This is a genomic window from Plantactinospora sp. WMMC1484 (assembly GCF_049315195.1).
Taxonomy (GTDB): Bacteria; Actinomycetota; Actinomycetes; order Mycobacteriales; family Micromonosporaceae; genus Plantactinospora.
In genome coordinates, this window is record NZ_CP186055.1 from 7512054 (window position 1) to 7538888 (window position 26835).

Annotated in this window: 24 protein-coding genes and 1 pseudogene; 15 read left to right on the forward strand and 10 right to left on the reverse strand. The window is 72.7% G+C overall.

Annotated features, from left to right (window positions below; genetic code table 11):
* Positions 1 to 58 precede the first annotated feature (58 nt).
* Positions 59 to 2641, forward strand: a complete 2583-nt coding sequence (locus ACN28C_RS32275) for a cation-translocating P-type ATPase (RefSeq protein WP_422771257.1) — start codon at positions 59 to 61, stop codon at positions 2639 to 2641.
* Here the strand turns inward: ACN28C_RS32275 and ACN28C_RS32280 are convergent.
* The 6 genes from ACN28C_RS32280 to ACN28C_RS32305 form a co-directional block, all read right to left on the reverse strand.
* Positions 2614 to 3090, reverse strand: a complete 477-nt coding sequence (locus tag ACN28C_RS32280; protein WP_422771258.1) for a Crp/Fnr family transcriptional regulator — start codon at positions 3088 to 3090, stop codon at positions 2614 to 2616. The two genes, ACN28C_RS32275 and ACN28C_RS32280, sit on opposite strands and share 28 nt — an antisense overlap.
* 182 nt (positions 3091 to 3272) lie before the next feature.
* Positions 3273 to 4283, reverse strand: coding sequence for a type I glyceraldehyde-3-phosphate dehydrogenase (gene gap / locus ACN28C_RS32285; RefSeq protein WP_422771259.1), 1011 nt, complete (start codon positions 4281 to 4283; stop codon positions 3273 to 3275).
* 151 nt (positions 4284 to 4434) lie between these two features.
* Complete coding sequence (locus tag ACN28C_RS32290) at positions 4435 to 5136, reverse strand: CBS domain-containing protein (protein WP_422771260.1); 702 nt, start codon at positions 5134 to 5136, stop codon at positions 4435 to 4437.
* A gap of 329 nt (positions 5137 to 5465) precedes the next feature.
* The gene (locus ACN28C_RS32295; protein WP_422771261.1) at positions 5466 to 6506 is read right to left on the reverse strand and encodes a zinc-dependent alcohol dehydrogenase family protein; all 1041 of its coding nucleotides are present in this window, start codon (positions 6504 to 6506) and stop codon (positions 5466 to 5468) included.
* Between the two features lie 135 nt (positions 6507 to 6641).
* Positions 6642 to 8366 carry a cellulase family glycosylhydrolase gene (locus ACN28C_RS32300; RefSeq protein WP_422771262.1) on the reverse strand — a complete coding sequence of 575 codons (1725 nt, stop codon included), beginning with the start codon at positions 8364 to 8366 and terminating at the stop codon, positions 6642 to 6644.
* A complete protein-coding gene (locus tag ACN28C_RS32305) occupies positions 8336 to 8521 on the reverse strand; it encodes an MMPL family transporter (RefSeq protein ID WP_422771263.1) in 186 nt (61 codons plus the stop codon). The genes ACN28C_RS32300 and ACN28C_RS32305 overlap by 31 nt, the downstream gene beginning before the upstream one ends.
* 216 nt (positions 8522 to 8737) lie before the next feature.
* Between ACN28C_RS32305 and ACN28C_RS32310 the strand changes: the two genes are divergently transcribed.
* The 3 genes from ACN28C_RS32310 to ACN28C_RS32320 all read left to right on the forward strand — a co-directional run bounded on the left by ACN28C_RS32310 (position 8738) and on the right by ACN28C_RS32320 (position 10987).
* Positions 8738 to 9484 carry a DddA-like double-stranded DNA deaminase toxin gene (locus ACN28C_RS32310; protein WP_422771264.1) on the forward strand — a complete coding sequence of 249 codons (747 nt, stop codon included), beginning with the start codon at positions 8738 to 8740 and terminating at the stop codon, positions 9482 to 9484.
* Positions 9481 to 9903, forward strand: coding sequence for an Imm1 family immunity protein (locus tag ACN28C_RS32315; protein ID WP_422771265.1), 423 nt, complete (start codon positions 9481 to 9483; stop codon positions 9901 to 9903). The genes ACN28C_RS32310 and ACN28C_RS32315 overlap by 4 nt, the downstream gene beginning before the upstream one ends.
* A gap of 151 nt (positions 9904 to 10054) precedes the next feature.
* The gene (locus ACN28C_RS32320) at positions 10055 to 10987 is read left to right on the forward strand and encodes an HIRAN domain-containing protein (RefSeq protein ID WP_422771266.1); all 933 of its coding nucleotides are present in this window, start codon (positions 10055 to 10057) and stop codon (positions 10985 to 10987) included.
* 9 nt (positions 10988 to 10996) lie between these two features.
* On the opposite strand, the gene ACN28C_RS32325 is transcribed toward ACN28C_RS32320, so the two are convergent.
* Entirely contained in the window at positions 10997 to 11233 is a 237-nt protein-coding gene (locus ACN28C_RS32325; RefSeq protein ID WP_422771267.1) for a winged helix-turn-helix domain-containing protein, read from the reverse strand.
* Between the two features lie 269 nt (positions 11234 to 11502).
* Between ACN28C_RS32325 and ACN28C_RS32330 the strand changes: the two genes are divergently transcribed.
* From ACN28C_RS32330 to ACN28C_RS32340, 3 genes and pseudogenes are all read left to right on the forward strand, one after another.
* Complete coding sequence (locus ACN28C_RS32330; protein ID WP_422771268.1) at positions 11503 to 12069, forward strand: hypothetical protein; 567 nt, start codon at positions 11503 to 11505, stop codon at positions 12067 to 12069.
* Positions 12070 to 12216: 147 nt separating this feature from the next.
* Positions 12217 to 12336, forward strand: a pseudogene (locus tag ACN28C_RS32335) (hypothetical protein); the annotation flags it as partial.
* A 6-nt stretch (positions 12337 to 12342) separates the two neighbouring features.
* Complete coding sequence (locus ACN28C_RS32340) at positions 12343 to 12531, forward strand: hypothetical protein (protein ID WP_422774949.1); 189 nt, start codon at positions 12343 to 12345, stop codon at positions 12529 to 12531.
* A gap of 60 nt (positions 12532 to 12591) precedes the next feature.
* Here the strand turns inward: ACN28C_RS32340 and ACN28C_RS32345 are convergent, their stop codons facing one another.
* Positions 12592 to 12993, reverse strand: coding sequence for a YbaB/EbfC family nucleoid-associated protein (locus ACN28C_RS32345; protein WP_422771269.1), 402 nt, complete (start codon positions 12991 to 12993; stop codon positions 12592 to 12594).
* A 156-nt stretch (positions 12994 to 13149) separates the two neighbouring features.
* On the opposite strand from ACN28C_RS32345, the gene ACN28C_RS32350 reads away from it, so the two are divergent.
* From ACN28C_RS32350 to ACN28C_RS32380, 7 genes are all read left to right on the forward strand, one after another.
* On the forward strand, positions 13150 to 13716 hold the full coding sequence (locus ACN28C_RS32350; RefSeq protein WP_422771270.1) for a hypothetical protein: 567 nt from the start codon (positions 13150 to 13152) through the stop codon (positions 13714 to 13716).
* Positions 13713 to 14045 (forward strand): hypothetical protein, encoded by a 333-nt coding sequence (locus ACN28C_RS32355; protein WP_422771271.1) that lies wholly within the window; start codon positions 13713 to 13715, stop codon positions 14043 to 14045. Before ACN28C_RS32350 ends, ACN28C_RS32355 begins: the two co-directional genes overlap by 4 nt.
* Complete coding sequence (locus ACN28C_RS32360; RefSeq protein WP_422771272.1) at positions 14038 to 14730, forward strand: hypothetical protein; 693 nt, start codon at positions 14038 to 14040, stop codon at positions 14728 to 14730. Before ACN28C_RS32355 ends, ACN28C_RS32360 begins: the two co-directional genes overlap by 8 nt.
* A 173-nt stretch (positions 14731 to 14903) precedes the next feature.
* Positions 14904 to 16493, forward strand: coding sequence for a TIGR02677 family protein (locus tag ACN28C_RS32365; RefSeq protein ID WP_422771273.1), 1590 nt, complete (start codon positions 14904 to 14906; stop codon positions 16491 to 16493).
* On the forward strand, positions 16490 to 17725 hold the full coding sequence (locus ACN28C_RS32370; protein ID WP_422771274.1) for a TIGR02678 family protein: 1236 nt from the start codon (positions 16490 to 16492) through the stop codon (positions 17723 to 17725). Before ACN28C_RS32365 ends, ACN28C_RS32370 begins: the two co-directional genes overlap by 4 nt.
* Positions 17722 to 22104: a TIGR02680 family protein gene (locus ACN28C_RS32375; RefSeq protein ID WP_422771275.1), complete on the forward strand. Its 4383-nt coding sequence runs from the start codon at positions 17722 to 17724 to the stop codon at positions 22102 to 22104. Before ACN28C_RS32370 ends, ACN28C_RS32375 begins: the two co-directional genes overlap by 4 nt.
* Positions 22101 to 23351 (forward strand): TIGR02679 family protein, encoded by a 1251-nt coding sequence (locus tag ACN28C_RS32380; RefSeq protein WP_422771276.1) that lies wholly within the window; start codon positions 22101 to 22103, stop codon positions 23349 to 23351. Before ACN28C_RS32375 ends, ACN28C_RS32380 begins: the two co-directional genes overlap by 4 nt.
* A 14-nt stretch (positions 23352 to 23365) precedes the next feature.
* Here ACN28C_RS32380 and ACN28C_RS32385 read toward each other — a convergent pair whose 3' ends face one another.
* The gene (locus ACN28C_RS32385; protein ID WP_422771277.1) at positions 23366 to 24793 is read right to left on the reverse strand and encodes an aldehyde dehydrogenase family protein; all 1428 of its coding nucleotides are present in this window, start codon (positions 24791 to 24793) and stop codon (positions 23366 to 23368) included.
* Positions 24794 to 25011: 218 nt separating this feature from the next.
* On the opposite strand from ACN28C_RS32385, the gene ACN28C_RS32390 reads away from it, so the two are divergent.
* Positions 25012 to 25845 (forward strand): helix-turn-helix transcriptional regulator, encoded by an 834-nt coding sequence (locus ACN28C_RS32390; RefSeq protein WP_422771278.1) that lies wholly within the window; start codon positions 25012 to 25014, stop codon positions 25843 to 25845.
* 84 nt (positions 25846 to 25929) lie between these two features.
* Here ACN28C_RS32390 and ACN28C_RS32395 read toward each other — a convergent pair whose 3' ends face one another.
* Entirely contained in the window at positions 25930 to 26820 is an 891-nt protein-coding gene (locus ACN28C_RS32395; protein ID WP_422771279.1) for an RNA polymerase sigma-70 factor, read from the reverse strand.
* Positions 26821 to 26835 lie beyond the last annotated feature (15 nt).

Sequence of the window (26835 nt, forward strand, 5' to 3'; positions counted from 1 at the left end):
CGGATCGCCCAGCAGGCCGGCCCTGCCGCGGAAGGGGACTCGGCCGCAGGCTGGAGGCATGGCCCCCACCATCGCACCCGTGACTCCCCGAGGGCTCACGGCGCAGGACGCAGCGGCCCGGCTCCGCACCGACGGGCCGAACACGGTGACGGCGCCGGTCCGCCGGCATCTGGCCCGCCGGATCGCGCACCAGCTCAGCGATCCGCTGGTCGCCCTGCTGGTCGCCGCCGCCGTGGTGACCACGGCGCTCGGCGACCACTCGAACACCGCCGTGATCGCGCTGGTCGTCATCGTCAACTCCACCATCGGGGTGGTGCAGGAGATGCGGGCAGACCGGGCAATCGCCGCGCTGGACCGGATGGCCGCACCGACCGCCCGGGTCGAGCGGGACGGCCGGCATCTGGTCGTACCCGCCGACGAGCTGGTCCGGGACGACCTGGTGCACCTCGAACCGGGCGATGTCGTGCCGGCCGACCTGCTGCTGGCGGAGGCGCACCGGCTCCAGCTCGACGAGGCGGCGCTCAGCGGCGAGTCGGTCCCGGTCGCCCGCTCGGCCGGCGCGGAGGCGTACGCCGGCACGGTCGTGGTCACCGGGCGCGCCACCGGCACCGTCGTCCGCACCGGTCCGGCCAGCGCCCTCGGGCGGATCGCCACCCTCGTGGCGACGACCCGGCCCGCACCCACTCCGCTGCAACGCCGGCTCGCCGGGCTCGGCCGCGCCCTGGGACTGGCGGCGGTGGTGCTGTCGACCGCCGTCTTCGTCATCGGGGTGGTCGGTGGGCAGGCGGTCGTGGAGATGGCCGTGACCGCGGTCAGCCTGGTCGTCGCGGCGGTGCCGGAGTCGCTGCCCGCCGTGGTCACCCTCGCCCTGGCGCTCGGCGCCCGCCGGATGGCCGCCACCCGGGCGATCCCCCGGCGGCTGCACGCGGTGGAGACGCTCGGCTCGGTCACCGTCGTCGCCTCGGACAAGACCGGCACGGTCACCGAGGGGCGGATGGCCGCGCAGCAGGTACTCAGCTCCGACGGGACCGCCTACCGGATACGCGGCAACGGATACGACCCGCACGGCGAACTCTACGACGACGCGGAGGCGGTGGTGGTGCGCCCGGACTCTGCCGTGCGGGACCTGGCCAGGGCCGTGCTGCTCTGCAACGACGCCGTACTGGCGGCACCGACCGCCGACCGCCCGCGCTGGACGTCGGTTGGTGACCCGCTGGAGGCCGCGCTGGTCGCGTTCGCCGGCCGGGCCGGCCTGGACCGGGATGCCGAGCGTGCCGCGTGGCCCCGCGTCGCCGAGCTGCCGTTCGAGCAGGAGACCCGCCGGATGGTGACGGTGCACCGCCGCCCGGACACCGGATATCTCGTGGTGTGCAAGGGTGCGCCGGAGTCGGTGCTGGCCGCACCGCTGGCACCCGAGAGTTCGCCCGAGGTGCTGGAGCACGCCGCCCGGCTCGCCGCCGACGGACTTCGCGTCCTCGCGGTCGCCACCGCGACGTTCGACACGCCCCCGGATCCGCGGACGGTCAGCGGGCTGCGGCCGGCCGGGCTGGTGGGGATCGGTGATCCGGTCCGGTCGGCGGCGCCGGAGACCGCGGCCGCCTTCGCCGAGGCGGGCATCCGGCTGGTGCTGATCACCGGCGATCACCCGGCCACGGCCGCCGCAATCGGCGGCCAGCTCGGGATCTGGCGGCACGGCGACGGGATCGTCCTCGGCGACGGGATCGTCCTCGGCGACGACGGGACGGTCCCCCGGGACGGCGGCGGCGCGGTCGGGGACGCCCGGGTCTTCGCCCGCATCCAGCCCGAACAGAAACTGGACATCATCGCGGCCCTGCAGTCCCGGGGCCACGTGGTGGCGATGACCGGTGACGGGGTCAACGACGCCCCGGCGCTGCGCCGGGCCGACATCGGGGTCGCGATGGGCGGCGGCACCGCGGTCGCCCGGCAGGCCGCCGACCTGGTACTCGTCGACGACAACCTCGGCACCGTCGGCGCCGCGATCGCCGAGGGGCGCCGCATCTACGACAACATCCGCCGGTTCCTCCGGTACGCGCTCGCGGGCGGCGTCGCGGAGATCCTGGTGATGCTGACCGGCCCGTTCCTCGGGCTGGCCGTGCCGCTGCTGCCGGCCCAGATCCTCTGGATCAACCTGCTCACCCACGGCGTACCCGGGGTGGCGCTCGGCGCGGAGCCCGCCGAACCGGGCATCATGCGCCGGCCACCCCGCCCGCCGCAGGAGTCGGTGCTCGGTGCCGGGCTGCTGCGCGGGGTGCTGTTGACCGGTGCGCTGCTCGCCGCCGTCGTCCTGGCGGTCGGTCTCGGGGCCCACGCGCTGGACCGGCCGTGGCAGTCGGTCGTCTTCGTGGTGCTGGGCCTGGGGCAACTCGGCATCGCCCTCGCAGTCCGGGCGCCCCGCCGGCCCGGCGGTCCGCGCAACCACGCCCTCGCCCCGGCGGTACTGGTCTCGGCGTTGCTGCAACTGGCCGGGATACTGCTGCCGCCGCTGCGCGACCTGCTCGGCACCGCGGCGCTCTCCGCCGCCGAGCTGGCGGCCTGCGTCGCGGTCGCGACGGTTCCCGGCCTCGTGGTCCTCGCCACCCGCCGGAGGGTCCGTCAGCCGGCGGGCTCCGCCGTCGAGTAGCCGTAGAGGTCGAGCAGGCGCGTGCGGGTGGCCTGGAGCCGGTCGAGCATCACGGCGGTGAACCGTCGGGTGAGTTCGTAGCCGAACCCGCTGTCGTCGTTCATCAGGGACCGGACACCGGGAGCGTCGAACTCGATCGCCCGGATAGGCTCGACCACGATCGCGCCGAACTGCCACCGCTGCGGCGGAAAGAGCCAGGACCAGCCGAGTACGTCACCGCCCCGCAGGTTCTCGATGACCACGTCGCCACGGCCGGGAGTGTGCAGGTCCAGCGCCACCTCCCCGGTGCGCAGCAACCAGAACCGCGTCGCCGGTCGTCCGCTCGCGAAGAGCCGGTAGCCACGGTTGCGGTACACCGGATGGCCGTAGAGGGCGAGCCGGTCCACCCGGTCCGGGGCCAGCCCGGCGACGAACGGGTGCTCGGCTAGCAGGTCGCGGGTGCGGTTCATGGGTCTCCCCTTTCGCCGTGACGACGCCGTCGGGCTCGGTGGGACGACCGAGCCCGACTTCCGTAGCGCGCAGGATGCGCGCACCAACACTCACATCGTGGTGCTCGTTCCGACCGCAGTCTCCTCAATCGCACCTCGGTGCGCCACGACCGCCCAGGGACCAATGGCCCGACCGCCTGCCGTCAGTCCTTACCGGCGATCAGGGAGGTGAGGTCGACGAGACGGTTGACGTAGCCCCACTCGTTGTCGTACCAGCCGAAGACCTTCACCAGCGCCCCCGCCGACTGGGTGAGCGCGGCGTCGAAGACGCAGGAGGCCGGGTCGCCGACGACGTCCCGGGAGACCATCGGCCGGTCCGTGTAGCGGAGCACGCCGCGCAGCGGGCCGTCCGCGGCCGTGGCGAACGCGTCGTTGAGTTCCGCCACCGTGGCGGGTACGTCGAGTTCACAGGTCAGGTCGGTCACCGAGCCGTCCTCCACCGGCACCCTCAGCGCGACACCGTCCAGCCGCCCGGCGACGGCGGGCAGCACCAGACCGATGGCCTTGGCCGCACCGGTGCTGGTCGGGATGATGTTGACGGCCGCCGACCGGGCCCGGCGCAGATCCTTGTGCGGGCTGTCCAGCACCGCCTGGTCGTTCGTGTACGCGTGCACCGTCGTCAGGTAGCCCCGGGCCACGCCGAAGGCGTCGTGCAGGACCTTGACCATCGGCGCCGCGCAGTTGGTGGTGCACGAGGCGGCGGAGATCACCTGCTGTCGCGGGTGGTAGGTCGACTCGTTGACACCGAGCACGATCGTCGCGTCGACGTCCTTGGCCGGCGCGGAGATCAGCACCCGCCGGGCGCCGGCCTTGAGGTGGCCGGCCGCCGCGTCCCGGGTACGCAGCTTCCCGGTCCCCTCGATCACGAGGTCGACACCGAACTGCGCCCAGGGCAGCCGCTCCGGCTCCCGTTCCCGGGAGGTCTCGATCCGGCGCCCGTCGACGAGGATCGCCGAACCGTCGACGCTGACCTCGGCGTCGAGCGGGCCGAACGTGGAGTCGTAGGCCAGGAGGTGGGCCAGGGCGGCCGGCTCCCACAGGTCGTTCACGGCGACCACCTCGAAGCCGTCGTCGAAGAGACGCCGGTCCAGTAGTGCCCGCAGGTAGTTGCGGCCGATCCGGCCGAACCCGTTGACCGCGATCCGGTAGGTCATCTCGTTCCTCCACTGTGTCGGCAGAGCGGGCCTCCGCAACTCCAGCGTTGCCGGCTCCGCCCGACGGCCCAAGGGGCGAAGGTCCCGCCTGCAGGGCGGACAGGAACACAACCACGTCCGGCCGGCAGGCGGGGCCGCGGCACGTCAGGCGCTATGCGGGACGAGACGGGACGGCCCGGTTCCGCCGGGAGCCGGGCGGTTCGACGTCGTCCAGGCCGTAGGCCAGGTGGTCCTCGACACCGACCACGCCGGGCACGGCGGCGACCAGCTTGACGGTCAGCTCGGCCAGGCTGCGCCGGTCGAGACGACCGCGAAGCGTCACGAGGCCGCCGTCGACCGCGACCTCGACCGCGAGCGGCTCCAGCCACAGGGTCCGCAGCAGCAGCCCGTCCGCGATGTCGTGCCGCAGTTCCTCGTCGGGGCGAAGGTGCACCTTCAGCAGGTCGGCACGGGAGACGATCCCGATCAGGGTGCCGTCCTCCGCCACCACCGGCAGCCGCTTCACGCCCTTCTCGGTCATCAGCCGGGCGGCGGCGTGCAGCGAGGTCTGCGGACCGGTGGTCACCACCGGCGAGCTCATCAGCTCGCCCGCCACCCGGGCTCCACCCTTCTCCCGCGGCGACCGGCGCCGGGTGGGGTACTTCCGCCGCCGGGCCACGGCGCCGGCGAACTCGACCTTGTAGACCAGGTCGGCCTCGGAGACCACCCCCACGACCCTGCCCGCCACGTCGACGACGGGCACCGCGCTGATCCCGCGCGCGGCGAGAAGATCCACCACGGCCCGGTAGGTGGCGTCCTCGGGCACGGCGGCGACCTCGGTGGTCATGACGTCCCGTACCGTCCAGTTCCGCATTGCCTCTCTCCTCACGGCGAACTCGCCCCACCGCAACGGCAGGTCTCCCCCTCCATGGCACGCCTTCCGGCCCTGGGTCGGGCAGGGCCGGGTGGCCCGGACGTCCGGGGCCATCGGCCGTTGCCGCCGACCGCTGCCGGCCCGACGCGTTCGGCCGGGGCCGCCCGCCGACCCCGACGCGTTCGGCCGGGGCCGCCTGCCGACCCCGATGCGTTCGGCCGGGGTCGCCTCCTGCTCGGCTCGACTAGCCGCCGTCCGACGCGAGCCGCGGGCCCCCGCCCCGATGAGCGTCGGGGCCCGCCGCTTGCCCGTCACCGGTCGCCCGACGCTCAGCCGGCGGAGAGCACGACCTTGAGCGCACCGGTCTCGGCCGGCCTGGCGAAGACGTCGTACGCCGCCATGATGTCCCCGAGCGGGAAGCGGTGCGTGATGATCTGGCCGACGTCGAGCTGCCCGGCGGCCAGCATGGTGAGCAGATCCGGCGTCGAGTACGTGTCGACCAGTCCCGTCGTGATCGTGACGTTCTTGATCCAGAGGTCTTCGAGGTGCAGCGTCGCCGGCTTTCCGTGCACGCCGATGTTGGCCACCCGGCCGCCGGGACGGACGAGCGTCGTACATGTCTCGAACGACTGCGGCGTGCCGACGGCCTCCAGCACCACGTCCGCGCCGAGGCCACCGGTGACGGCCTGGACGACCTCCAGCGGATCCTCGTCGGCGCTGACCGCGATGTCCGCCCCGAACTGCTTGGCCGCCTGCAACCGGCTCGCCGCCCGGTCGACCGCGACGATGTGCGCCGGGGAGTAGAGCCGGGCGGTCAGCACGGCGGCGAGCCCGATCGGCCCGACCCCGACCACCACCACGGTGTCGCCGGGCCGGACCCGGCCGTTGAGCACACCCACCTCGTAGGAGGTGGGCAGGATGTCGGCGAGCATCACGGCGGCCTCGTCGGTGACGTTCGCCGGCAGCTTGTACGTCGACAGGTCGGCGAAGGGCAGTCGAACGTACTCCGCCTGCACCCCGTCGACCCGGTGGCCGAGGATCCAGCCGCCGCCACCGAGACACTGCCCGTAGCTGCCGCTGCGGCAGTAGCGGCACACGCCACACGCCGAGATGCAGGATGCCAGGACGCGGTCGCCCTCGCGCAGGCCGCTGACCCCGGAACCGACGTCGACGACGGTGCCGACGGCCTCGTGCCCGAGCACCCGGCCGGGCTCGACCGCCGGGACGTCGCCGGCCAGAATGTGCAGGTCGGTGCCGCAGATCGTCGCGGTCTCCACCTTGATGATCGCGTCGCCGGGGTCGGTGATCGTGGGCTCGGGAACGTCCTTCCAGGATTTCTGCCCCGGGCCGCCGTACACAAGCGCTTTCATGGCGCCTCCTATCCTCCTGCCCCCAACCTGCTCCGGGGGCGGGAGGCGAGGCAGGGCCGGTCCGCACTCCCGGCCGGGTCGAAGGTCCCGGCCGGGGGTGAGGTGTGGGAGGCGTCTGGCCTGTGGCGACCGGCGTCAGAAGTCGTCGGGGGTGCGGATCCGGTCCCGGATCCAGCGCCCGGCCTCCTTCAGCCGGGCGGTGTCGCCGAACGCGCCGGCCGCGCAGGTGCCGGTGGTGAAGACCGCACCGGAGCGGAAGTCGTCGGAGAAGTTCCAGTTCACCCAACTGATCTTCCGGCTGGCGAAGAGGTCCAGGTAGCGCTGGGCCATCACGAAGTCGTTCGGCCCGTCGCCGGAGTAGTCCTGGGTGCCGAACTCGGTGACGAAGAGCGGCAGCCGGTCGGCCGCGCTGCGAACCGTGTCGAGGTAGTAGTCGTCGTGCGAGGCGGCGTAGAAGTGGAAGACGTACATGATGTTGCCGGCGTCGACCGGGTTGGCGGCGATGACGTCGGCGCCGCCGCCGCTGCCGGAGGCGCCGAGCGAGGACCAGTCGGGGGTGCCGACCAGCACCACCGCGTCGGAGTCGCGACTGCGGATCACCGGGATGATCTGGTCGGCGTAGCTCTTGACGGCGCTCCAGGCCACCCCGTTCGGCTCGTTGGCGATCTCGTAGATCACGTTGTTCTTGGCCCGGTGCCGGTCTGCGATCTCGGCGAAGAAGGTGCGCGCCCGCTCCAGGTTGTGGTTCGGGTCGCCGGGGGTCAGCATGTGCCAGTCCACGATCGCGTACATGCCCCGGGTGGTCGCCATCTCGATGTAGTTGTGCACCAGGTCGGTGTAGTGGCGCGGGTCGGTCTCGTAGCCGCCCTCCTGGATGTACATCGAGATCCGCAGCACGTCCGCCTGCCACTGTCGGGCGAGCACGTCCAGCGAGGCGGCGGTGGCGCAGTCGGCGTACCACTGGAGACCGTGCGTGCTCATCCCGCGCAACTGGATCGCCTTGCCGGCGGCGTTGCAGAGCTGCCGGCCACAGACCCGGAGCTGGCCGTTTGCCGCGACCGGGGTGACGCCGCCCGGCGGGACCGTCGGCGGTACGCCGGTCGGCGTCGCCGTCGGGGTCGGGGTGGGCCCGGTGCCGCCGCCGCACGGTTGGCCGTTGAGCTGGCAGCCGGTCGGCGCGCCGGAGCCGTTACCGATGAAGCCGAAGGTCACGGTGCCGCCCGGGGCGATCCGGCCGTTCCAGGAGACGTTGCCGAAGGTGTGCCGCTGGCCGCTGCTGGTCAGCGTCGCGTTCCAGTGGGAGCCGACGGTGGTCCCGGCCGGCAGGTCGAACCGCACCTGCCAGGAGGTGATGGTGGTGCTGCCGCCATTGGTGATGGTGTAGCGGCCCTCCCACCCCGAGCCCCACTCGGAGACCTTCGCGAACGATGCGGTCGGGGTCGCGGCCGCCCGCGCGGCGACGTCCGTCACCGGCAGCGTGGCGACCGCCGTGACCGCCGCAGCCGCCGCGACGAGTCCGGACAGCAGGAGCTTTCTGTGGGTACGCCTCACGATTCCTCCGACGCTCGACGGTGCCAGCTCGGCCAGCACATGGCAAGCCATCAATTGTCGTCGAACTATAAAGAAGACTAAATATATTCGCAACAGCACCTTCACCGGGGCTCGACGCTGCAACACCCGCTCGGGTCGAGTGGCCGGGGCGGTCCGGTGCGGTCGTCCCGGCCGGCAGAACCGCTCCCCGAGTCCGGTCGCGATCGCCGGAACCAGCAGGGTACGCACGGGCAGCGTGCCGAGCAGCACGCCCACCCCGACGACGATGCCGATCTCGGTCAGGGTGACCAGCGGCAACACGCCGAGCACGCGGAGACGGCGGCGAGCAGGGTACCGGCGCTGGTGATGACCCCGCCGGTGGCGGCGAGGGCGGTCAACATGCCGCGCCGGGTGCCCTGCCCGACCGCCTCCTTCCGGGCCCGGGTGGAGAGGAGAATGTTGTAGTCGACGCCGAGGGCGACCAAGAAGAGGAAGGACAGCAGCCGTGCACCGGTTTCTCGGCGGGATGGTGGAGACCACCCGGGAGCATCGGGACGAGTTGCGCAGTGGCCGGCCGGCAGCGCGGCGGACGCGCTCGAGGCGACAGCGAGACACCTCGGCAGGCTCGTAGCAAACGGCGGGCGTGCACGACGATCTCTTCCGCCTCCCAGCCACATAGGTCGCATAGCAAAGGAACTCTGTTGAGTCTCAGCGAGGTAGGCGACGAGCTGCGAGGGATGGTGGAGCGGCTCGCCGATAGCCGCATGCGGGCAATTGGGGCTGCTGACCAACTCGCCAAGCTGCTTGCGTTGCTCACGGCCGTCACACGCGGAAGCCAACACCCGCTGCTCGAACAGACCAGGGCACACCTCCAGGCTGCGGTCCAACGCCTGCGCGAGGCCGCTGCGGCCAACGGTGAGGCAACGGCAGCGATCAGGGCCTACATGTCCGCGATCGGCTTGACCACCGAACTCGCCCAGACACCCGGACTCGCTGAACAGCCCAACCGCGCGACAGCCGGCCCCGGAAAGCACGACGAGTTGGTGAAGCGGGCACGCGAGTCGCTGTCGCCGGGCGTGCCGGGTGCCCGCACCCAGGGCAAGTGGGTGCGCTCGGACGGAAAGGTTGAGGAGCTGAACAGTGGCAAGCACGACGAGTGGTATCAAAAGGCCAAGGCGTTCGCCGCCACCTTGCCCGCACATCTAAGGGCGGCGTCTCGGCTGGCGGTGCACCTTGAAGTCAAGTTCGCGGTTCGAATGCGCGAGGAAGGGCGTACACGAGAGACGGTCGTCATCGACCGTCCCATTTGCGGCCAGAGCGACCGGGATCGGACCCTGCCCTTCACCTGTGATAAGCAGTTGCACCACTTCTTGCCACCCGGGGCCGAGCTGACAGTGGTGGAGCATGACGGCACCCGCCGTACGTATCGAGGAGAGTCGACTCAATGAGCTTCGTCGCCACCTGGACCATCCTGAACGCCGACGGCACGAACAGCGGCGACGAGATGGTCATCCGATCGGCGACGGACGTCGCCGACCTGATTTCGGCACTCGGCCAACCGGGCGCCACTGCGGCGCTGGTACGTCACGAGCAGCGACCGACGGTGCAGGATGATGAGGGTCGAACGGTGCCAGATCACGACATGAGCGTCGGAGTCTGGCAGGGGTTTGGCTACCTTACGTACGCCGACCCCGACCACGACTACGAAACCCTCGCTGGCGTCCCGGAGTCACCCGAGTTCGCCGCGCACTACGTCGAGTACGACACGGGAACCGGCGTCCCCCTGGACCGGCTGCAGGCAGCTCTGGTGGAGTTCCTCGAATCCGCGCGACGTCCCAGCACCGTCGACTGGCAGGAACCCCTGTAGCACCTCGCCGGGCGACTTCGCAAACGAGTCACATCTTTGACAATCGCAGTGGCTGGTCGGAGGAGCACAATCCCACGCCGGGCAGCGGTACGTTGCCGCAGTGACTCGACCCTTTGACCTATGGGGCCAGCGCGGCTGGTGTGGACAGGAAGTGGTTGGCGAGTCCAACTACACAAAGCAGATCCGTGCGATATTCGGCCGGAGTTTCGACCCGAACGGCAGCGAGATCGTCGCGCTGGCACATCTGATCCCAGAGCCGACCAACCGATTCGACCCAAATGCCGTCAAGGTGCTCTGCTCCGGTTACCACGTCGGTTACCTACCCCGCGAGCGGGCCGCCCAGTACGCACCAGTCCTGACCGCACTTATCGACCAGGGCTGGACGCCCCAGGTCCGGGCGCGCGTTTGGGGACAGGATCGCGAGGACCGGGAAACCGGACGGGTCGCCTTCGTAGGTTCGGTCACGCTCGATCTCGCAGAGCCACACATGATCGTGCCGACGAACATGCCACCTTCGGAGCTGCACACCGTGCTCCCGGCCGGACGCGCCGTCCAGGTATCCGGCGAGGAGAAGCACATGGCCCACCTCTCGGGGCTGGTCGCCCCGCCCGGCGGGTCCTGGGTGTACGTCACGCTGCACGAAGTCGAGGTCCAGCGGGCTCGGTCCAGCCGCACCCTCGTCGAGGTCCGGATCAACGGCGTAGCCGCCGGCACCTTGAGCCCGGCCACCTCGACCGAGACGTTGCCGGTCATCACCCATCTCCAAGGCATGGGGCTGACGATCGCCGCCCGAGCCGTCCTGAAGGGAAATCGCGTCAAGGCGGATCTGGTCGTGCATATGTCGAAGGCAAGCGAGCTGTCGGACGGCTGGCTCGATGCGCCTCCGACCGCCAGGGGCGTCAACCCGGCGCAACGCGCCGAAGCTTCGCCAGTACAAACGATGGCCACAACTCCGCGCTGGCGTTTCGTCGTGCCACCGAGTTGGCCGCCACCGCCGGCCGGCTGGGTGCCCCCGCAGGGCTGGCGACCGGACCCGTCGTGGCCACCAGCGCCCACGGGCTGGCAGTTCTGGATTCAGGAGTAGCTCGCCGCGTCACTCCGCCTGCGGGTCTGAGTCCTTGACGAAGACACCCCTGCCTGGCGCCCCGACCACCACGCCACGATCCCGCAGCAGGGCAACCGCTCGGGCCGCCGTCGAGAACGACACCGAGTACAGGTCGGCAAGCTGCGTATAAGACGGCAGCTTGGCACCCGGCTCGTACTCGCCGGCCCTGATCCGAGCGGTGATATCTGCGGCTATGTCGGCGTAGCTGAGCGGGATCGTGGGCATTGCAGGTCCTCCCGGGTTGGCACCCTCATCTGATCATGCTCGTGGCAACCTCCTCAAGCACCTGGTTGACCTATGTCACTAAGTGGAATAGCATCTCCATGAGTCGCCCGGGTTGGCACCAGGGAAGGCTCTCCCTCCGGGTGTACGCCCGGAAACCGTGCCGAGGTGGCCGCAGGCTATCTGGCAGTGGTCCGAACCTCCCCCAGTGGTCCGGGCCGCCTCGGCACGCCAACAGCAAGCACCCGCACACCCACCGGAAGGAGATTGGCGTGACGGTGCCGGAGGCGGCTACAACGGAGGACACGGACGACGAGACACCGGCGGAGACACCGGAGACGGCGAGCGTGGCGTACGCGGCAAAGGAGGTCGCGGACGACCTGCGCAAGGTCTACCTGGCGGTCGTCGCGGCATCCGCGCTGCTGGTGCTGACCAGCCAGGGTTCGGCACATCCGGCGCTACGCCGGGCCCGCCGCTGCGGCAAGGACGCGATCGAGCTGGCCGTGCACGCCGAGGAGCTGATCGGCGAGGGCGTCGCCGAACTGCGTACCCAGCTCGGCGACCCCAACGTGACAAGCATCGGCCGGGTGGCCGGCGCGCTGGACCTGTCGCGTACACAGTTCGCCGAGGCGGCCGAGCGGGTCGCCGGGTTCCCCGACCGTCTGCGCGCCGCCGGCCAGCGGCTCCGCGACGCCGACGACCCCGAACTCGACCCCGACACCGTGATCGGTCACTGGTCGCACGCGTCCGATCAGCTCGTCCTGCTGACGGAGAGCCTGACCGGTGCGGTTTCGGCGCTGAGCTCGTACACCGATCGGCTGACCGGCGCGACCAGCTAGAGCCCCTTCCGGCCGCCTGCCTCCCGGGCGGCCGGAAGCGGAAAAGGGCCCGGGGCGGGTGCCGGGCTCCGGCCGGCGACCATCCGGATGGCCGACGGCCGCCCCCGCCCGCCTCGGCGCCGCCGCCCACCCCCTCGAAGGACCGCCATGAAACCCCTCCCCCACCCCGGCCCCGCCCGACGACGCGCGGCAAGCCGCCACCGGGATCTCGACCCGGGCCAGGCCCGCACCAAGACTTTCGGCACCCGCTGGCGCGGCCTCGACCCTATTCAGGTGTACGCCTACCTGCGCCGACTCGCCGCCGAGATTGCCCGGCTCCGCCGGGCCGAGTCCGCCGCCCGGTCCGAGGCGGACCGCCTCCGCACCGAACTGCACCGATGGCAGACCCACCACGCCCGCTGCTGGTTCGTCGCCCCACACCGACACACCCTCCCCGGAACGCCCAACCGGGGCCACTGGTAGCTCACCCCACGCCTGACGCCACGACGTCAGGTTTCGGCGATGGGCGGGAAACTGCGACGCCTACCTGCCGTCGATGGCGTCGAAGAGGCGTCGGCGCATCATCTCGAACTCCCCGGACATGTCCTGGGCCGTTCGATCGAGTTCGTCAGCAGCGCGGGCGGCATCGGCCGCAGCGGATGGAGTGCCGGCAGGGTCACCGACATCGGCGGCCCTGGCAAGTTCCTCTCCCACCTGAACGCCCAGATCCTCGTGCGCAAGGCGCAGCGCCTCCAGGATCGACGCGCTCAGCGCCACAGGTGCCTGCCGCATCGCCTCGGCGTCGATGGTGAGTTCGCGGGGGATGCCGCCACCGTCGATGGCGACCCGCACCAGCCCGTCCTCCGACCGCCCACGGCCGCTGACCCGGTCCAGAGCAGCCAGCACCGGATCGGCGACGGGGTCCCGCTCGGGCCCCCCGCTCATTACCATGGGTCCACCTCTCGACCACCCAGCGATGCCTCACCATACCGTCGATGCCGGTTCGATCGGAGGCCGCGAATGGATGTATCACCCGAAGCGCGATCGACGATCCGAACCCGTCCTGCCGGTAGCGCATCCCGCTCGGCGCTCGGCCGAGGTATGGAATTCGCGGGCGCCGCGCTGCTGGCCGCCTCGACCGTCGTGGCGATCGTCGCCGTCGTGCTGCTCGGCATCCGGTGGGTGTCCGGGGACGATCCACGATTCGCCACCAGCCTGTTCCTCTGGGCCGGCCGGGGGATCTGCGTCGCCGCGCCGCTGTTGTTCGTCGGCAGGTACGTCCGTCGCCAGGCAGCGCTGCTCAGGGACTTCACGCTGGTGCTCGACGACGCCGGGGCGCACTGGTCCGGCGCCGTCGCCGGATCTGTCGCCTGGACGGAGCTGGACCACGTCGTCGTCACGGCCCGACCGCGCCGGTCGCGCCGGCTGATCTTCGCGAGGCGGGTATCCGGAAAGGCCGGCCCGACTGACGCGACCGTCCGGGCCTCCCCCATGACACATCTCGTGCAACGCCTGGTCAACCCGTCCCGCTGGATCCTCGACGTACCCCTCGACCGCTTCGAGCAGCCACCGGAGGCGCTCGTGCGGGTCATACGTTCGGCAACCGGCGGCCGATTCCCCGACCTCTACCCGACCGAGCAGTTTCCCCGAATCGAGGAGACATCATGAGCGACATATCGGCCGACCCGGATCACCTGCGCAGCGTCGCAGCCGGGCTGGCAGAGCTGGCGGGCCGGGTTGACGTCCTGTCCCGCGGTCTCAGCGACGGCGGCGCGGCGCCGGACCGGAGCCAGTTCCCGGAACTCCCGGTCGGACAGCGGGCCGCCACGGTCTGGAGCGACGGGAACTCGGCGTTCGTCGACGGTCTCTCGCTGGTCGGGCAAAGCCTCTCCCGGTTCACTGACAGCATCCTGGCGGCAGCCGCCGCATACGAGCAGGCCGATCTCCGCGGTGCTGACCGGATGCCACGCAACCTGCCGGGAGAGACGCATGGCTAGCGTGGCCGAGAAGTACGGCATCGACATGTCGGACGTCCGGCGGGTAGAAGGCTTGTACGGCCGAAGGCTGCCGGACATCCTCGAACCGCTGCGTCAGGCCGACGCCGATTTCGAGGCGCTGCGATCCGCCGCCGAGCAGCATCGCTCGGTTGCCGAGGAGGCCCTCCGGGTACACGGCGACCTGACGCAGTTCCGCAGCGACATGGCATGGGGCGGGCAGGCCGGCAGCGCCGCCGCGAACGCCCTCGACGTGGTACTGACGGTGCTCAAGTGGATTGCCGCGATCATCCTCTTCGTGGTCGGGGCGCTGCTCGCGCTCATCGCGATGCTCCTCTACGCGATCGCCGCGATCCTCCGCTGGATCGGAAAGGCCCTCGCGACCTGCGCCGCCGTCGTCGCGGTCGTCGTGACGATCGTGGTGATCATCCGATCAGGCGGACGGGGACAGTCGGGGCGACTCAACATGATCTGGGCGGCGCTTCGAGCCGTCTTCGACACGACGTACCTCGCCACGCTGGGCATCACCGGCGCGCTCGGCGACGGGTTCGGCTGGGTGTTCGAGCAGGCAGCCAAGGGCGTCATGTGGTTGGCGCTCTACCTGATCGAGGTCGGCGGGGACCTGACGGGTACCCCGGACGAGGAGATGGGACCGCTGCGCGACGAGCGCAACAAGCTCTTCGACTGACCCCACGTCGCACCCCGCCCGACGCGAAGCTCGCTGGCTTGACCCACCCCCGTCATCCGCCGATACGTCGAAGTCCAGCGCGGCTATCCATGCAGCACCTACAGCGCCCGCGCCCCCGCGAAACGCCCGGGGCGGTGCGACCGGCCCACCCCCGCCGATGCGATGATGGCTCGATGCCCGGCCGGACCGAATCCTCCGCGCAGCCCTTCGCCCACCTGCAGGCCCAGAACGCCCCGCTCTACCGTGCGATCCTGTCGACATTCGTCCGGGCGAAGCAACGCTTCACCGTGCACCTGCGCCCCGAGGACGTCCTCGCCGACCTCGGCCCCGGTACGCCGACCGAGGCGGTCACCGCCGCGCTGACCCAGCTCGCCGAGTGGGGCAACCTGCGGGCCGATCCCGACACCGGCCGGGTCACCACAGTCGAGGACTTCCACCGGGCCCGCTACCTCTACCAGCTCAGCCCGGAGGGGCACGCCGCCGAGCAGGCGATAGCGGTCTACGAGGAAACCGTGGCGCGGCGCGGGGCACTCCAGTCGGTGGCGCTGTCGGACATCGCCGCCCAGCTCCGCGCGCTGCTGGTCATCGCGACCGAGGCGAACCCGACCGAGGCGGGACCGGGGGAACCCCCGGACCCGGCCAAGACGCACCTGCTGCTGATGAGCCTGGTCGACCGCTTCACCGGGCTGGCCGACAACGCGCAGGCGTTCATGGCCTCGCTGCGTCGTACCGTCGACTTCGCCGACGCGGAGGTGGACGTCTTCCTGGCGTACAAGGAGCAGTTGATCTCGTACATCGAGCGGTTCATCGCCGATCTTGCCAACCGGGGTGCCGAGATCGCCGCGCTCGCCGGCCAGATCGAGGCGGCGGGCGTGCTGCCGCTGCTGGAGGTGGCGGCGCGGCGTGAGGCGGCCGACGCCGCCCCGGGCGACGAGGCCGACGAGCACGCCCGGCAGGCCGCGACCGGGGCGGCGCTGGCCGCCTGGCAACAGCGCTGGCAGGGGCTGCGCGACTGGTTCGTCAGCGCCGACGGCGGCGGGCGGCAGTCGCAGGCCCGGCTGCTGCGGGCGGCGGCGATCGGCGCGATCCGCCAGCTGCTCGGCACGGTGACGGCGATCAACGAGCGCCGGGCCGGCCGCTCCGACCGCTCGGCCGACTTCCGGACCCTGGCGCTCTGGTTCGCCCAGGCTCCGGACGACGAGTCCGCGCACCGGCTCTGGCACACCGCCTTCGGCCTCTCCCCCGCCCGCCACCTCACCACCACCGCCGAGAGCCTGGCCCGCACCGAGGAACGGCCGGTCGCCAGTGCCACACCGTGGGCGGAGGCACCGCCGTTGGAGATCAGCCCTCGGCTGCGGCGCACCGGCTCGTACGAGCGGCGCGGCTCGCCCAACCGGGTCGTCGACCGCTCCGAGCAGCGCCGACTCCTCGCGGAGCGGATGGAACGCCAGGCTGCGGAGGTGGCTCGGGCCCGCGCCGCGCTCGCCACGCCCGGCCCGATCACGCTCTCCCGGCTCGGCGAGCTGGACAGCGCCGAGTTCCGGCTCTTCCTGCACCTGCTCGGTGACGCGCTCGCGGCGCGCCAGCCGGACGCCGACGAGGTGGTGACCACCACCTCCGACGGCACGCTGCTGGTCCGGCTCGCCCGGCTGGCGGACGCGCCGCGGGTGCGCATCGTCACCGAGGACGGCGTGCTCACCGGCCCCGACCACCTGATCGAGATCACCGATCTCCTTCCGACCCGCACCCTGGCCGCCGTATGAGAAGGAACCGGATCCCGGCCGCCGACGAGCCGGCGGCCCGGCTGCGGCAGGCGGCACGGATCCTGCTCGCCCGCCCGCTGCTGGTCGCCGGCCTCACCGCCGACGAGGAGTTCCGGCTGGTCCGGGCGTGCGCGCCGGAGCTGCGGGAGTGGTTCGAGCGCGAGACCGGCTGGCGGCTCGTCGCCGACGCGCAGACGATCCGGCTGATGAAGCTGACCGCCGATCCGTACGACGGGACCCATCCGGCCCGCGACCCCCGCGCGAAGACACCGTTCTCCCGGCAGCGGTACGTGCTGACCTGCCTGGCCCTGGCCGCGCTGGAACGCACCGACGGTCAGGTGACGCTGGGTCGGCTGGCCGAGGAGATCGTGCTGGCCGCCGCCGAGCCGGCCCTCGCCGACACCGGTTTCACCTTCACCCTCGACCGGCGGGAGCGCCGGGCCGACATGGTGGCGGTGGTCCGGCTGCTGCTGCACTGGGGTGCGCTGCGCCGGGTGGCCGGCGACGAGGAGGCGTACCTCGGCGCGGGCGGGGACGTCCTCTACGACGTGGACCGGCGGGTGATCTCCGGGCTGCTCGCCGCCGCCCGTGGCCCATCGATGATCTCCGAGTCGGCGCCGGAGGAACGGCTGGACGCGCTGACCACCGAGGCGGTACTCGATCTCGACGACGCCCGGAACCGGGCGCTGCGGCATCGGCTCACCCGGCTGCTGCTGGAACAGCCGGTGGTCTACCACGACGACCTCTCCGAGGCCGAACGCTCCTACCTGACCAGCCAGCGGTTCGCGCTGCTCAACCGGATCACCCAGCTCACCGGCCTGGTCGCCGAGGTCCGGTCCGAAGGGATCGCCATGGTGGACCCGGCCGACGAGCTGACCGACGTACGGATGCCGGCCGAGGGGATGCAGAGCCACCTGACCCTACTGCTCGCCGAGCGGATCGCCAGCGCCGGCCGGGGCGTGAACGTCAGCGAGCTGCACCGGCACACCCGGGCGCTGGCCCGGGAACACAGGTCGTACTGGCGCAAGCACGCTACCGACCCCGGTGCCGAGGTCGACCTGGTGACGACCGCGCTGGAGGCGCTGCGCGCGCTCAAGCTGGTCACCGTCGAGCCCGGCGCCGACCCGCTCGTGCACGCCCGACCGGCGATCGCCCGCTACGCCCTGGCCGAACCGACCATCCGCGAACGTGCCCAACCGACCATCCGCGAACGGAAGGAACCCGTACGGTGACGGTGTCTCCGCCCCCGGCACTGCCGACCCGGACACTGCCACTGCCACTGCCACTGCCACAGCAGGAACGATGGCAGCCGCTCCGTGCCGGCCTGGTCGACATCTTCTACTACGACCAGGAGGAGTTCCACTTCCACGGCGGCAGCCTGCTGCTGCGCGGCAACAACGGCACCGGCAAGTCGAAGGTGCTGGCGCTGACCCTGCCGTTCCTGCTCGACGGCGAACTCGCGCCGTACCGGGTGGAGCCGGACGGCGACCCGAACAAGCGGATGGAGTGGAACCTGCTGCTCGGCGGCCGGCATCCGCACCCGGAGCGGCTCGGCTACACCTGGCTGGAGTTCGGCCGCCGTGACCCCGACGGCCGCCACCACTACCTCACCCTCGGCGCCGGGCTCAAGGCGGTCGCCGGACGCGGCATCGCCCGGCACTGGTTCTTCGTCACCAGCCAGCGCGTCGGCGGGGACCTGCACCTCGTCACCCCGACCGGCACGGCCCTGGCCCGGGAACGGCTCCGGGACGCGCTCGGCGGCGCCGGCATGGTCTACGACCGGGCCGGCGACTACCGGCGCGCGGTCGACGAGGCGCTCTTCGGGCTCGGCAACCGCTACGAGGCGCTGATCTCGCTGCTCATCAAGCTGCGCCAGCCGCAACTGTCGAAACGGCCCGACGAGAAGAGTCTCTCCCGGGCGCTCGGCGACGCTCTGCCGCCGCTGGACGAGAACCTGATCGCCCAGGTGGCGGAGGCGTTCCGCAGCCTCGACGACGAGCGGGAGACGCTGCGGGAACTCGCCGAGACCAAACGCGCCGCCGACGACTTCCTCGCCCGTTACCGCCGCTACGCGCAGGTGGCGACGAAGCGCAAGGCGGGCGTGCTGCGCCAGCGGCACAGCCGCTACGAACACCTCGGCCGCGACCTCGTCGAGGCGCAGCGGGCGTACGCGGAGGAGGACGAGCGGGTCCGGCAGGCACAGTCCCGGCTCGGTGAACTGGAGCACGAGAGCCGGGAACTGGCCGCGCGCCGGCAGGCCCTCGCGGAGAGCCCGGAGGCCCGGACGGCGGAGCACCTGCACCGGCTGCGGGAGATCGCCGAGGAGCGGGCCCGGCTCGCCGAACGCCAGCGGCAGCACCTGCGCGACGTCGAGTCGGACGTCGCCCGGCACCGCCGCGCCCTCGACGAGGCGACGGGAGAGCTGCGGCACGCCGAGGAGGTCGAGGCGGCCGTCCGGCGGGAGGTGACGGAGAGCGCGGAGCGGGCGAGGATCGCCGACCGGCACCGGGACCAGGTGGTGGCGGCACTACCCGGCGGCCCGACCGCCGAAGTGACCCGCCCGACCGTTGATGTGACCCGCCCGACCGCCGAAGTGACCCGCCCGACCGCCGAAGTGACCGGCCCGACCGTTGAGGTGACCGGGGCGAGCCGGGCCGCGGCCGAGCTGATCGAGGCGTGGACCGGTGCGCTGCGTACCCTCGACCGGCTGCGTGCGGCGGCCGACGCCGCCAGGGGTCGTGCGGAGCGCGCCCGCGGCGAACTCGACCGGCTCGACGGCGAGACGGCCACCGCCGACCTCCGGATCACCGAGGCGGAGGCGGCGGCGACCGGAGCGGGCGAGCTGCTGGTCCGGCAGGTCCGGGAACATCTCGCCGACCTGGTCGAGCTTCCGGTCACCGACCCCGACGCCCTGCTCGCCCGGCTGGAGCAGTGGGTCCCGGCCCTGGCCGGCGACAACCCGGCGAGCCGGGAGGTGGCCCGCGCCGCCACCTCGGCCACCGAGGCGATCGCCCGGCAGGATGCCGCGCTGGAGGCCGAGCAGCGCCGCGCCCGGGACCGGCTGGACGAGATCGACGCGGAGCTGCGCCGGCTCGCCGACGGCGTGCACCAGCCACCGCCGACCCCGCACACCCGGGACCCGCGGGTACGGGTGGACCGGGCCGGTGCGCCGCTGTGGCGGGTGGTGGACTTCGCGGAGGACGTGCCGGAGGCGGACCGGGCCGGCATCGAGGCGGCGCTGGAGGCTGCCGGCGTACTCGATGCCTGGCTCGACCCGGACGGCACGCTGCGCGACCCGGTTTCCGGCGACACGGTGCTGCGGCCGGCCGGCCCGCGCCCCGGCGGCGGGCCACCCCCCGGAGCTACGCCGGCCGGTTCCGCGACCCTCGACGGCCTGCTCCGGCCGGCGATCGACGCCGCCGATCCCGCCGCCGCCGCGCTTACCGACCGGCTCGTCGCCGACGTCCTCGCCGCGATCGGGTACGGCGCCGGCTCGGCCGCGGTGACCTGGGTCGACGCCGACGGCCGGTACGCCACCGGCGTCCTCGCCGGACGCTGGACGAAACCGGCGGCGGAGCACATCGGCGACGGCGCCCGAGCGGCGAGCCGGCGTGCCCGGATCGCCCGGCTGCGCCAGGAGGCCGCCGAACTGTCGGCGCTGGCCGACGACCTCGCCGAGCAGCGCGGCACCCTCGACGCACGGCGGCGACGGGTCACCGAGGAAGCCGAATCGCTCCCCTCCGACCAGCCGCTCCGCGAGGCACACACGCTCGTCCGGACCGCCTACGACCACCGCCGGGAGACGCTCGCCCGCCGGGACGAGGCGCGGGCGGAGCTGGAGACCGCCGCCCGGGTGGCCGCCGACGCGCTCACCGAGGCCACCGACTTCGCCGGTGACGTCGGGCTGCCGTACTCCGCCGAGGAACTCGCCGGGGTACGCGAAGGGCTGCAGAGCTACCGGGTGGCGCTCGCCGCCTGGTGGCCGGCGGTGACCGGCGGGTGGGCGGCGGCCCGGCGGCACGGTGCGGCGCGACGGGCGTACGAGGAGCGGCTGACCCGGCTCGAACCGGCGGCCGAGGAGGCGGCCTCGGCCGGGCAGCAGGCGACGGCGGCCCGGATCGAGTTCGACACCCTCGACGCGACGGCGGGCGCCTCCGTCGCCGAACTGCGCCGGCAGCTCGCCGAGGTGGCCGGGGCGCTGACCCGGTGCGAGGAGGCGCAGCGACACACCCGGGAGCAGGAGGGCGTTGCCCGCGACGCACGCGGTGCCGCCAGCGGCCGCCGGGACGGCCTGGAACGGGAGCTCGCCGAGGTCAGCCGCGACCGGGACGAGGCGGTGGCGGCGCTGCGCGCCTTCGCCGGCACCGGGCTGATCGACCTGGTCTGCCCCGGGCTGGAGCTGCCCGATCCCGGGCAGCCCTGGGCGGCCACCCCGGCGGTGGCGCTCGCCCGGGGCATCGACCGGACGCTCGCCGACGTCGACACCGAGCACGCCCGCTGGGAGCGCCTCCAGCAGCAGGTGAGCGTCGACATCAAGCTCCTCGCCGACAACCTCTCCCGGCACGGTCACCAGGTGCTCCCCGCCGTACGGGAAGAGACGATGGTCGTGGAGGTGGTGTTCCAGGGGCACGGCCGCAGCGTCGCCGACCTCGCCACCGCGCTCGTCGGCGAGGTCGAGGAGCGGCAGCGGGTGCTCTCGGCACACGAGCGGGAGGTGCTGGAGACCCACCTCGTGAACGAGGTCGCGGGCGCGCTCCAGGAACTCATCTCCGGCGCCGAGCGGCAGGTGGAGAGCATGAACGCCGAACTGGAGGCCCGCCCGACCTCGACCGGGATGCGGTTGCGGCTGCTGTGGCGGCCGACCAGGGACGCCCCGGACGGTCTCGCCGAGCTGCGTGCCCGGCAGCTGCGGCAGAGCACCGACGTCTGGAACGACGAGGACCGGCGCACGGTCGGCGCCTTCCTGCAACAGCAGATCGACCGGGAACGTCTGCGCGACGAGGGAGCCACCTGGACCGAGCAGCTCACCCGGGCCCTGGACTACCGTGCCTGGCACGAGTTCGCGGTGCAGCGCCGCCAGGACGGGCAGTGGCGACCGGCGACCGGTCCCGCCTCCGGTGGTGAACGGGTGCTCGCCGCCAGCATTCCGCTCTTCGCGGCGGCCTCCTCCTACTACGGCTCGGCCGGCAACCCGTACGCGCCGAGGTTGATCGCCCTCGACGAGGCGTTCGCCGGGGTGGACGACGACTCCCGGGCCAAGTGTCTCGGCCTGCTCGCCACCTTCGACCTGGACGTGGTGATGACGAGCGAGCGCGAGTGGGGCTGCTACCCGCAGGTGCCGGGTCTCGGCATCGCCCAACTGGCCCGGCACGAGGGGATCGACGCCGTCCTGGTCACGCCGTGGCGCTGGGACGGGCGCGAGCGGCACCGGCTGCTGCGGCCCGCACCGCAGCAGCCGCCCCGGCAGCGCGACCCGGACGACAGGGCACCCGCCGTGCCGTCGGCCGGCGAGAACGCCGCCGCACCCTCGGCGACCGACAGACCCGCCGCCGCACCCTCGACCGGCGGGGAGATCGACGGACCGCCACCCGGGCTCTGGAACCTCGAGTGACGGACCCCGAGCGGCTGCGCCGCCAGCTCGGTGGAGCGGAGACCGCCCGGCTCGTCCAGCGGTTGCGCCACCGGCTGGCGCACGGCCGGGCGCTGACCGGCAGCCTCTCGCTCGGCGAGCCCACCGATGAGGAACGGCGGGCGGTCGAACGGCTGCTGGGACGGCGCCCCGGCCGGGGCAGCTCGCTCACCGTCAACCTCGACGACCTCGACCGGGTCGTCCGGCGCAGCGGAATGCACCACGACGGGTTGGCCGCCGCCGTCGAACTGCTCGGTGGCGAGGTTCCGGTACTCGCCGACGTCCGGGCCGCCGAGGCCGCCGCGTGGCGCGGTGCGCTCGCCCCGCTGTCGACGCTGGGCGGCCGCCGCGCGGAACTCTCCGACTGGTGCGCGGATCCCGGCACCGGCGCACTGGTCCGCCGACTCGGCCGGACACCGGAAGCGGCGGCCCGGCTCACCGCCGACCTGGTCTCCGTGCTCGGGGAGCTGCCCGCCGCGGGCGTACCGCTGGCCCGGCTCGCGGTCCGGACGGTCGGTGACGCGCACGCACTCGACGCCGACAGTCCGATCGCGACACTGGTGCTCTCCGCCGTGCGGGCCACCTGGTGGCGTGCCGGGCCGCTGCCCGCCTCCGCCGCCGAGCAGCGACGCGCGCTCTGGGATGTCGCCGGGGTACTCGTCGACGAGCTCTCCTCGACCGTCCTCGTCCTCAACCTGCCCGCCGCCGCCGGCAGCCGGCTGCACGACCTCACCGCGACCGCCGCCGACCTCGGCGAGCCGGTGGTACTCACGCTGCGGCAGATCGGCCGGGACCGGCTCCGCTTCCGCACCACCCCGGTGCACGTCTGCGAGAACCCGACAGTGCTCGCCACGGCAGCGGACCGGCTCGGCCGGGCCTGCGCACCGCTGGTCTGCATCGGCGGCCAACCGTCCACCGCCGCACTGCGGCTGCTCCGCGCACTCGCGGAGCAGGGCTGCGAGCTGCACTACCACGGCGACTTCGACTGGGGTGGGGTGCGGATCGCCAACCTGCTCCGGTCCCGCGTGCCCTGGCGGCCGTGGCGGTACGACACCGCCGGATATCTGGACGCCGCACCGGCCGCCGCACCGGGGTCGCTGCCCGGCATCCCGGTCGAGGCGAGCTGGGATCCCGAGTTGACGGCGGCGATGCGGCAACGCGGCGCACGGGTCGAAGAGGAACTCGTCCTCGACGACCTCCTGCTCGACCTGACGGGCGGCCAGGGCTGACGCGGCGCCCGCGCTCAGCGCTGGATGGACTTGGTCTCCAGGAACTCCTCCAGGCCGGCGCGGCCGAACTCGCGGCCGTTGCCCGACTGCTTGTAGCCGCCGAAGGGTGCCAACGGGTTCCAGTGGCCGCCGTTGACGTCGACCTGACCGGCGCGCAGCCGCCTCGCCACCCCGAGCGCGTGCTCGGGCTCGCCGAAGACCCCACCGGTCAGCCCGTACGCCGTGCCGTTGGCGATCTCCACGGCCTCGTCCTCGTCCGCGTACGGGATGATCGTCAGCACCGGGCCGAAGATCTCCTCCTGGGCGATGACCGAGTACGGGTCGACGTCGGCGAAGATCGTCGGCCGGACGTAGGCACCCTGCTCCCGCCCGTCCGGTCGGCCGGGGCCGCCGAAGACCAGCGTCGCGCCGTCGGCGATGCCGCGCCGGATGTAGCCGTCGACCCGCTCCCGGTGCGCCTCGGAGGCCATCGGACCGATCCGGGTCGCCTCGTCGGTGGGCTCCCCGACGGTGTACTCCCGGGCGGCGGCGACCGCCAGCGCCACGATCTCGTCGTGCCGCGACGCCGGTACGAGCATCCGGGGCCAGGCGCCGCACACCTGGCCGCCGTTGGTGAACGCCATCGCCACCCCGGCACCGACCGCCGTGGCCAGGTCGGCGTCGTCGAGGATCACGTTGGCGCCCTTGCCGCCGAGTTCGAGGGCGACCCGTTTGACGGTCTCGGCGGCGACGGCACCGATCCGCCGGCCCGCCCGGGTGGAGCCGGTGAACGAGATCATGTCGACCTCCGGGTGGGCGGAGATCGCCTCGCCGACGACCGGGCCCGTGCCGTGCACGACGTTGAAGACCCCCGCCGGTAGACCCGCCTCGGCGGTGACCTCGGCGAGGATCCGCGCGGTCAGCGGCGCGACCTCGGAGGGCTTGAAGACCATGGTGTCGCCGGCGATCAGTGCCGGTGCCAGCTTCGACACGATCTGTTGGAGCGGGAAGTTCCACGGGGTGATCGCGCCGACCACGCCGATCGGCTCGCGTACGACGAGCGAGTTCCCGATCTCCCGGGTCCAGTCGACCTCCGCCGCGAGGGTGACGAAGGACTCGGCCACCGCCACCGGGAAGCCGACCTGGGCGGTCCGGGAGAGCGTCAGCGGCGACCCCATCTCGGCGGTGATCGTCACGGCGATCTCCTCGCTCCGGGCCCGCAGGCCCTCGGCGATCCGCGCCACGACGGCGGCGCGCTCGGCGGGCGGGGTGGCGGCCCAGCCCGGGAAGGCGGCCCGGGCGGCGGCGACCGCACGGTCCACGTCCCCGGCGGTGCCGGCGGGTACCTCGGCGACGATCTCGCCGTTCGCCGGGTTGATCACGGGAATGGTCTCCGGCGATCCGGCCGGGGCCGGCTTCCCGTCGATCCAGTGGCTCGGCACGGAATGGGTTGATCCAGTCATGGATCCGAGTCTTGGCCGAGCGGTCGGGGGCAACCAGGGACAGTCGATCCCTGGACGACTGCCGCCTGGCTTCCGCCCCCGCCGGGGTGCGACGGTCGACACCCCCGGAATCGCGGCCGGCCCGGAGCGTGTTGTGGAGATCGCGACTACGGCACGGCGGGCGGTGCCCGTGAACCGGACGGCATCAGTCCGGGAGACCTGGATCGGGAGGAAGCGTCATGGACCGGGCTCGGCTCGCCGAGTTCCTGCGCAGCCGGCGTACGGCTATGCAACCGGAGGAGGTCGGGCTGCCCCGGGGGCAGCGACGCCGTACCGGCGGGCTGCGCCGCGAGGAGGTCGCCGCGCTGAGCGACATGTCGACCGACTACTACAGCCGGATCGAGCAGCAGCGCGGCCCCCGCCCCTCCGAGCAGATGCTCGCCGCGATCGCCCGCGGCCTGCGGCTCTCCCTGGAGGAACGGGACCATCTGTTCCAGCTCGGCGGCTATCCGGTCCCGCGGCGGGTCCGCCGCGCCGAGCACGTCAACCCGGGCATGATGCGCATCTTCGACGGGCTCGGCGACTCCGCCGCCCAGGTGGTGAGCGACCTCGGCGAGACGCTGCGGCAGACCCGGCTCGCCAGCGCCCTGCTCGGCGACGAGACCGGCCACACCGGCCTGGCCCGCAGCCTGCACTATCGCTGGTTCACCAATCCGGCCAGCCGGCACATCCACCCCGAGGAGGACCATCCCGGGCACAGCCGGCTGCTCGCCTCGGACCTGCACCGGGCGTACACCCGGGCCGGTCGGGACTCCCGGGCCGGGGAGATCGTGGCCGCCCTCCTCGCCCGCAGCACCGAGTTCGCCGGCCTCTGGCGCGACCATCCGGTGACCGGCCCGTACTGCGCGCCGAAGCGGATCCGGCATCCCCGGCTCGGCCTCCTCGAACTGCACTGCCAGGTCCTGCTCGACCCCGACCAGTCGCAGTCGCTGCTGGTCTTCACCGCCACGCCGGGCAGCGAGAGCGCGGAGAAGCTGCGACTCCTCTCGGTCGTCGCGGGCCAGGGATTCTGACCCACCCACCCACACACCCACCCGCGCGACGGGCCGGCGACGGACCAGCTCTTTCGCCGGTGGGCAGACCGGCGGAGCCGGCACTCAGGCGGCGAACTGCCGGAGCTTGTCCGGGTTGACCACGATCAACAGACGGTCGACACCTCGCCGGGTGGTTTCCAGGGCGAGCAGTGCCTGCGGGGTTCCGTCGGCCGCCGCCACCAGCACACTCTCCGAACCGTTCGCCTGGACGAGCCGGAACACCGCACTGGCCCAGTACTTCCGCAGCACATTGTCGAGGAAGGTGGTCACCCGGGTCACGCCGGACAGTTCCTTCCGGGATGCGTGCACCCGCCCGCCGCCGTCGGGGCGGGCCACCACGTCGTCCGCGAGGAGTCGCTCGAAGGCGGTCAGGTCCCCGTCCCGGGCCGCCACCAGGAACGCCTCGACCAGGCGCCGGTGCTCGGCCCGGCCGACCGGGGTCGACCGGGCCGACGCCAGGTGCCGGCGGGCCCGGCTGGCGAGTTGCCGGGCGTTCGCCTCGGAGGTCTCCAGGACCTCCGCGACCTGTCGGTGGCTGTAACCGAACGCCTCCCGCAGCACGTAGGCCGCCCGCTCCGCCGGGGCGAGCTTCTCCAACAGCAGTAGGACCGCCAGGTCCAGCGCCTCCGCCCGCTCCGCCCCGAGCGCCGGGTCGGTGGCGGTGTCCACCGGCTCCGGCAGCCACGGGCCCACGTACGTCTCGCGGCGCGCCCGCGCCGTCGTCACCGCGTTGATGGCCAACCGGGTCGTCGTGGTGGTGAGGAACGCCGCCGGGTTGTCGACCTTCCGGCGGTCCGTCCCCTGCCAGCGGAGCCAGGCATCCTGGACGACATCCTCGGCGTCACCGACGCTGCCGAGCATCCGGTAGGCGATCCCGAAGAGCCGTCCCCGGACCGCCTGGAATTCGGCCACGTCGTCGGCCGGGACGGCCTTCCCATCGGCTGCGGGCTGCACGATGCCATAGTCCAC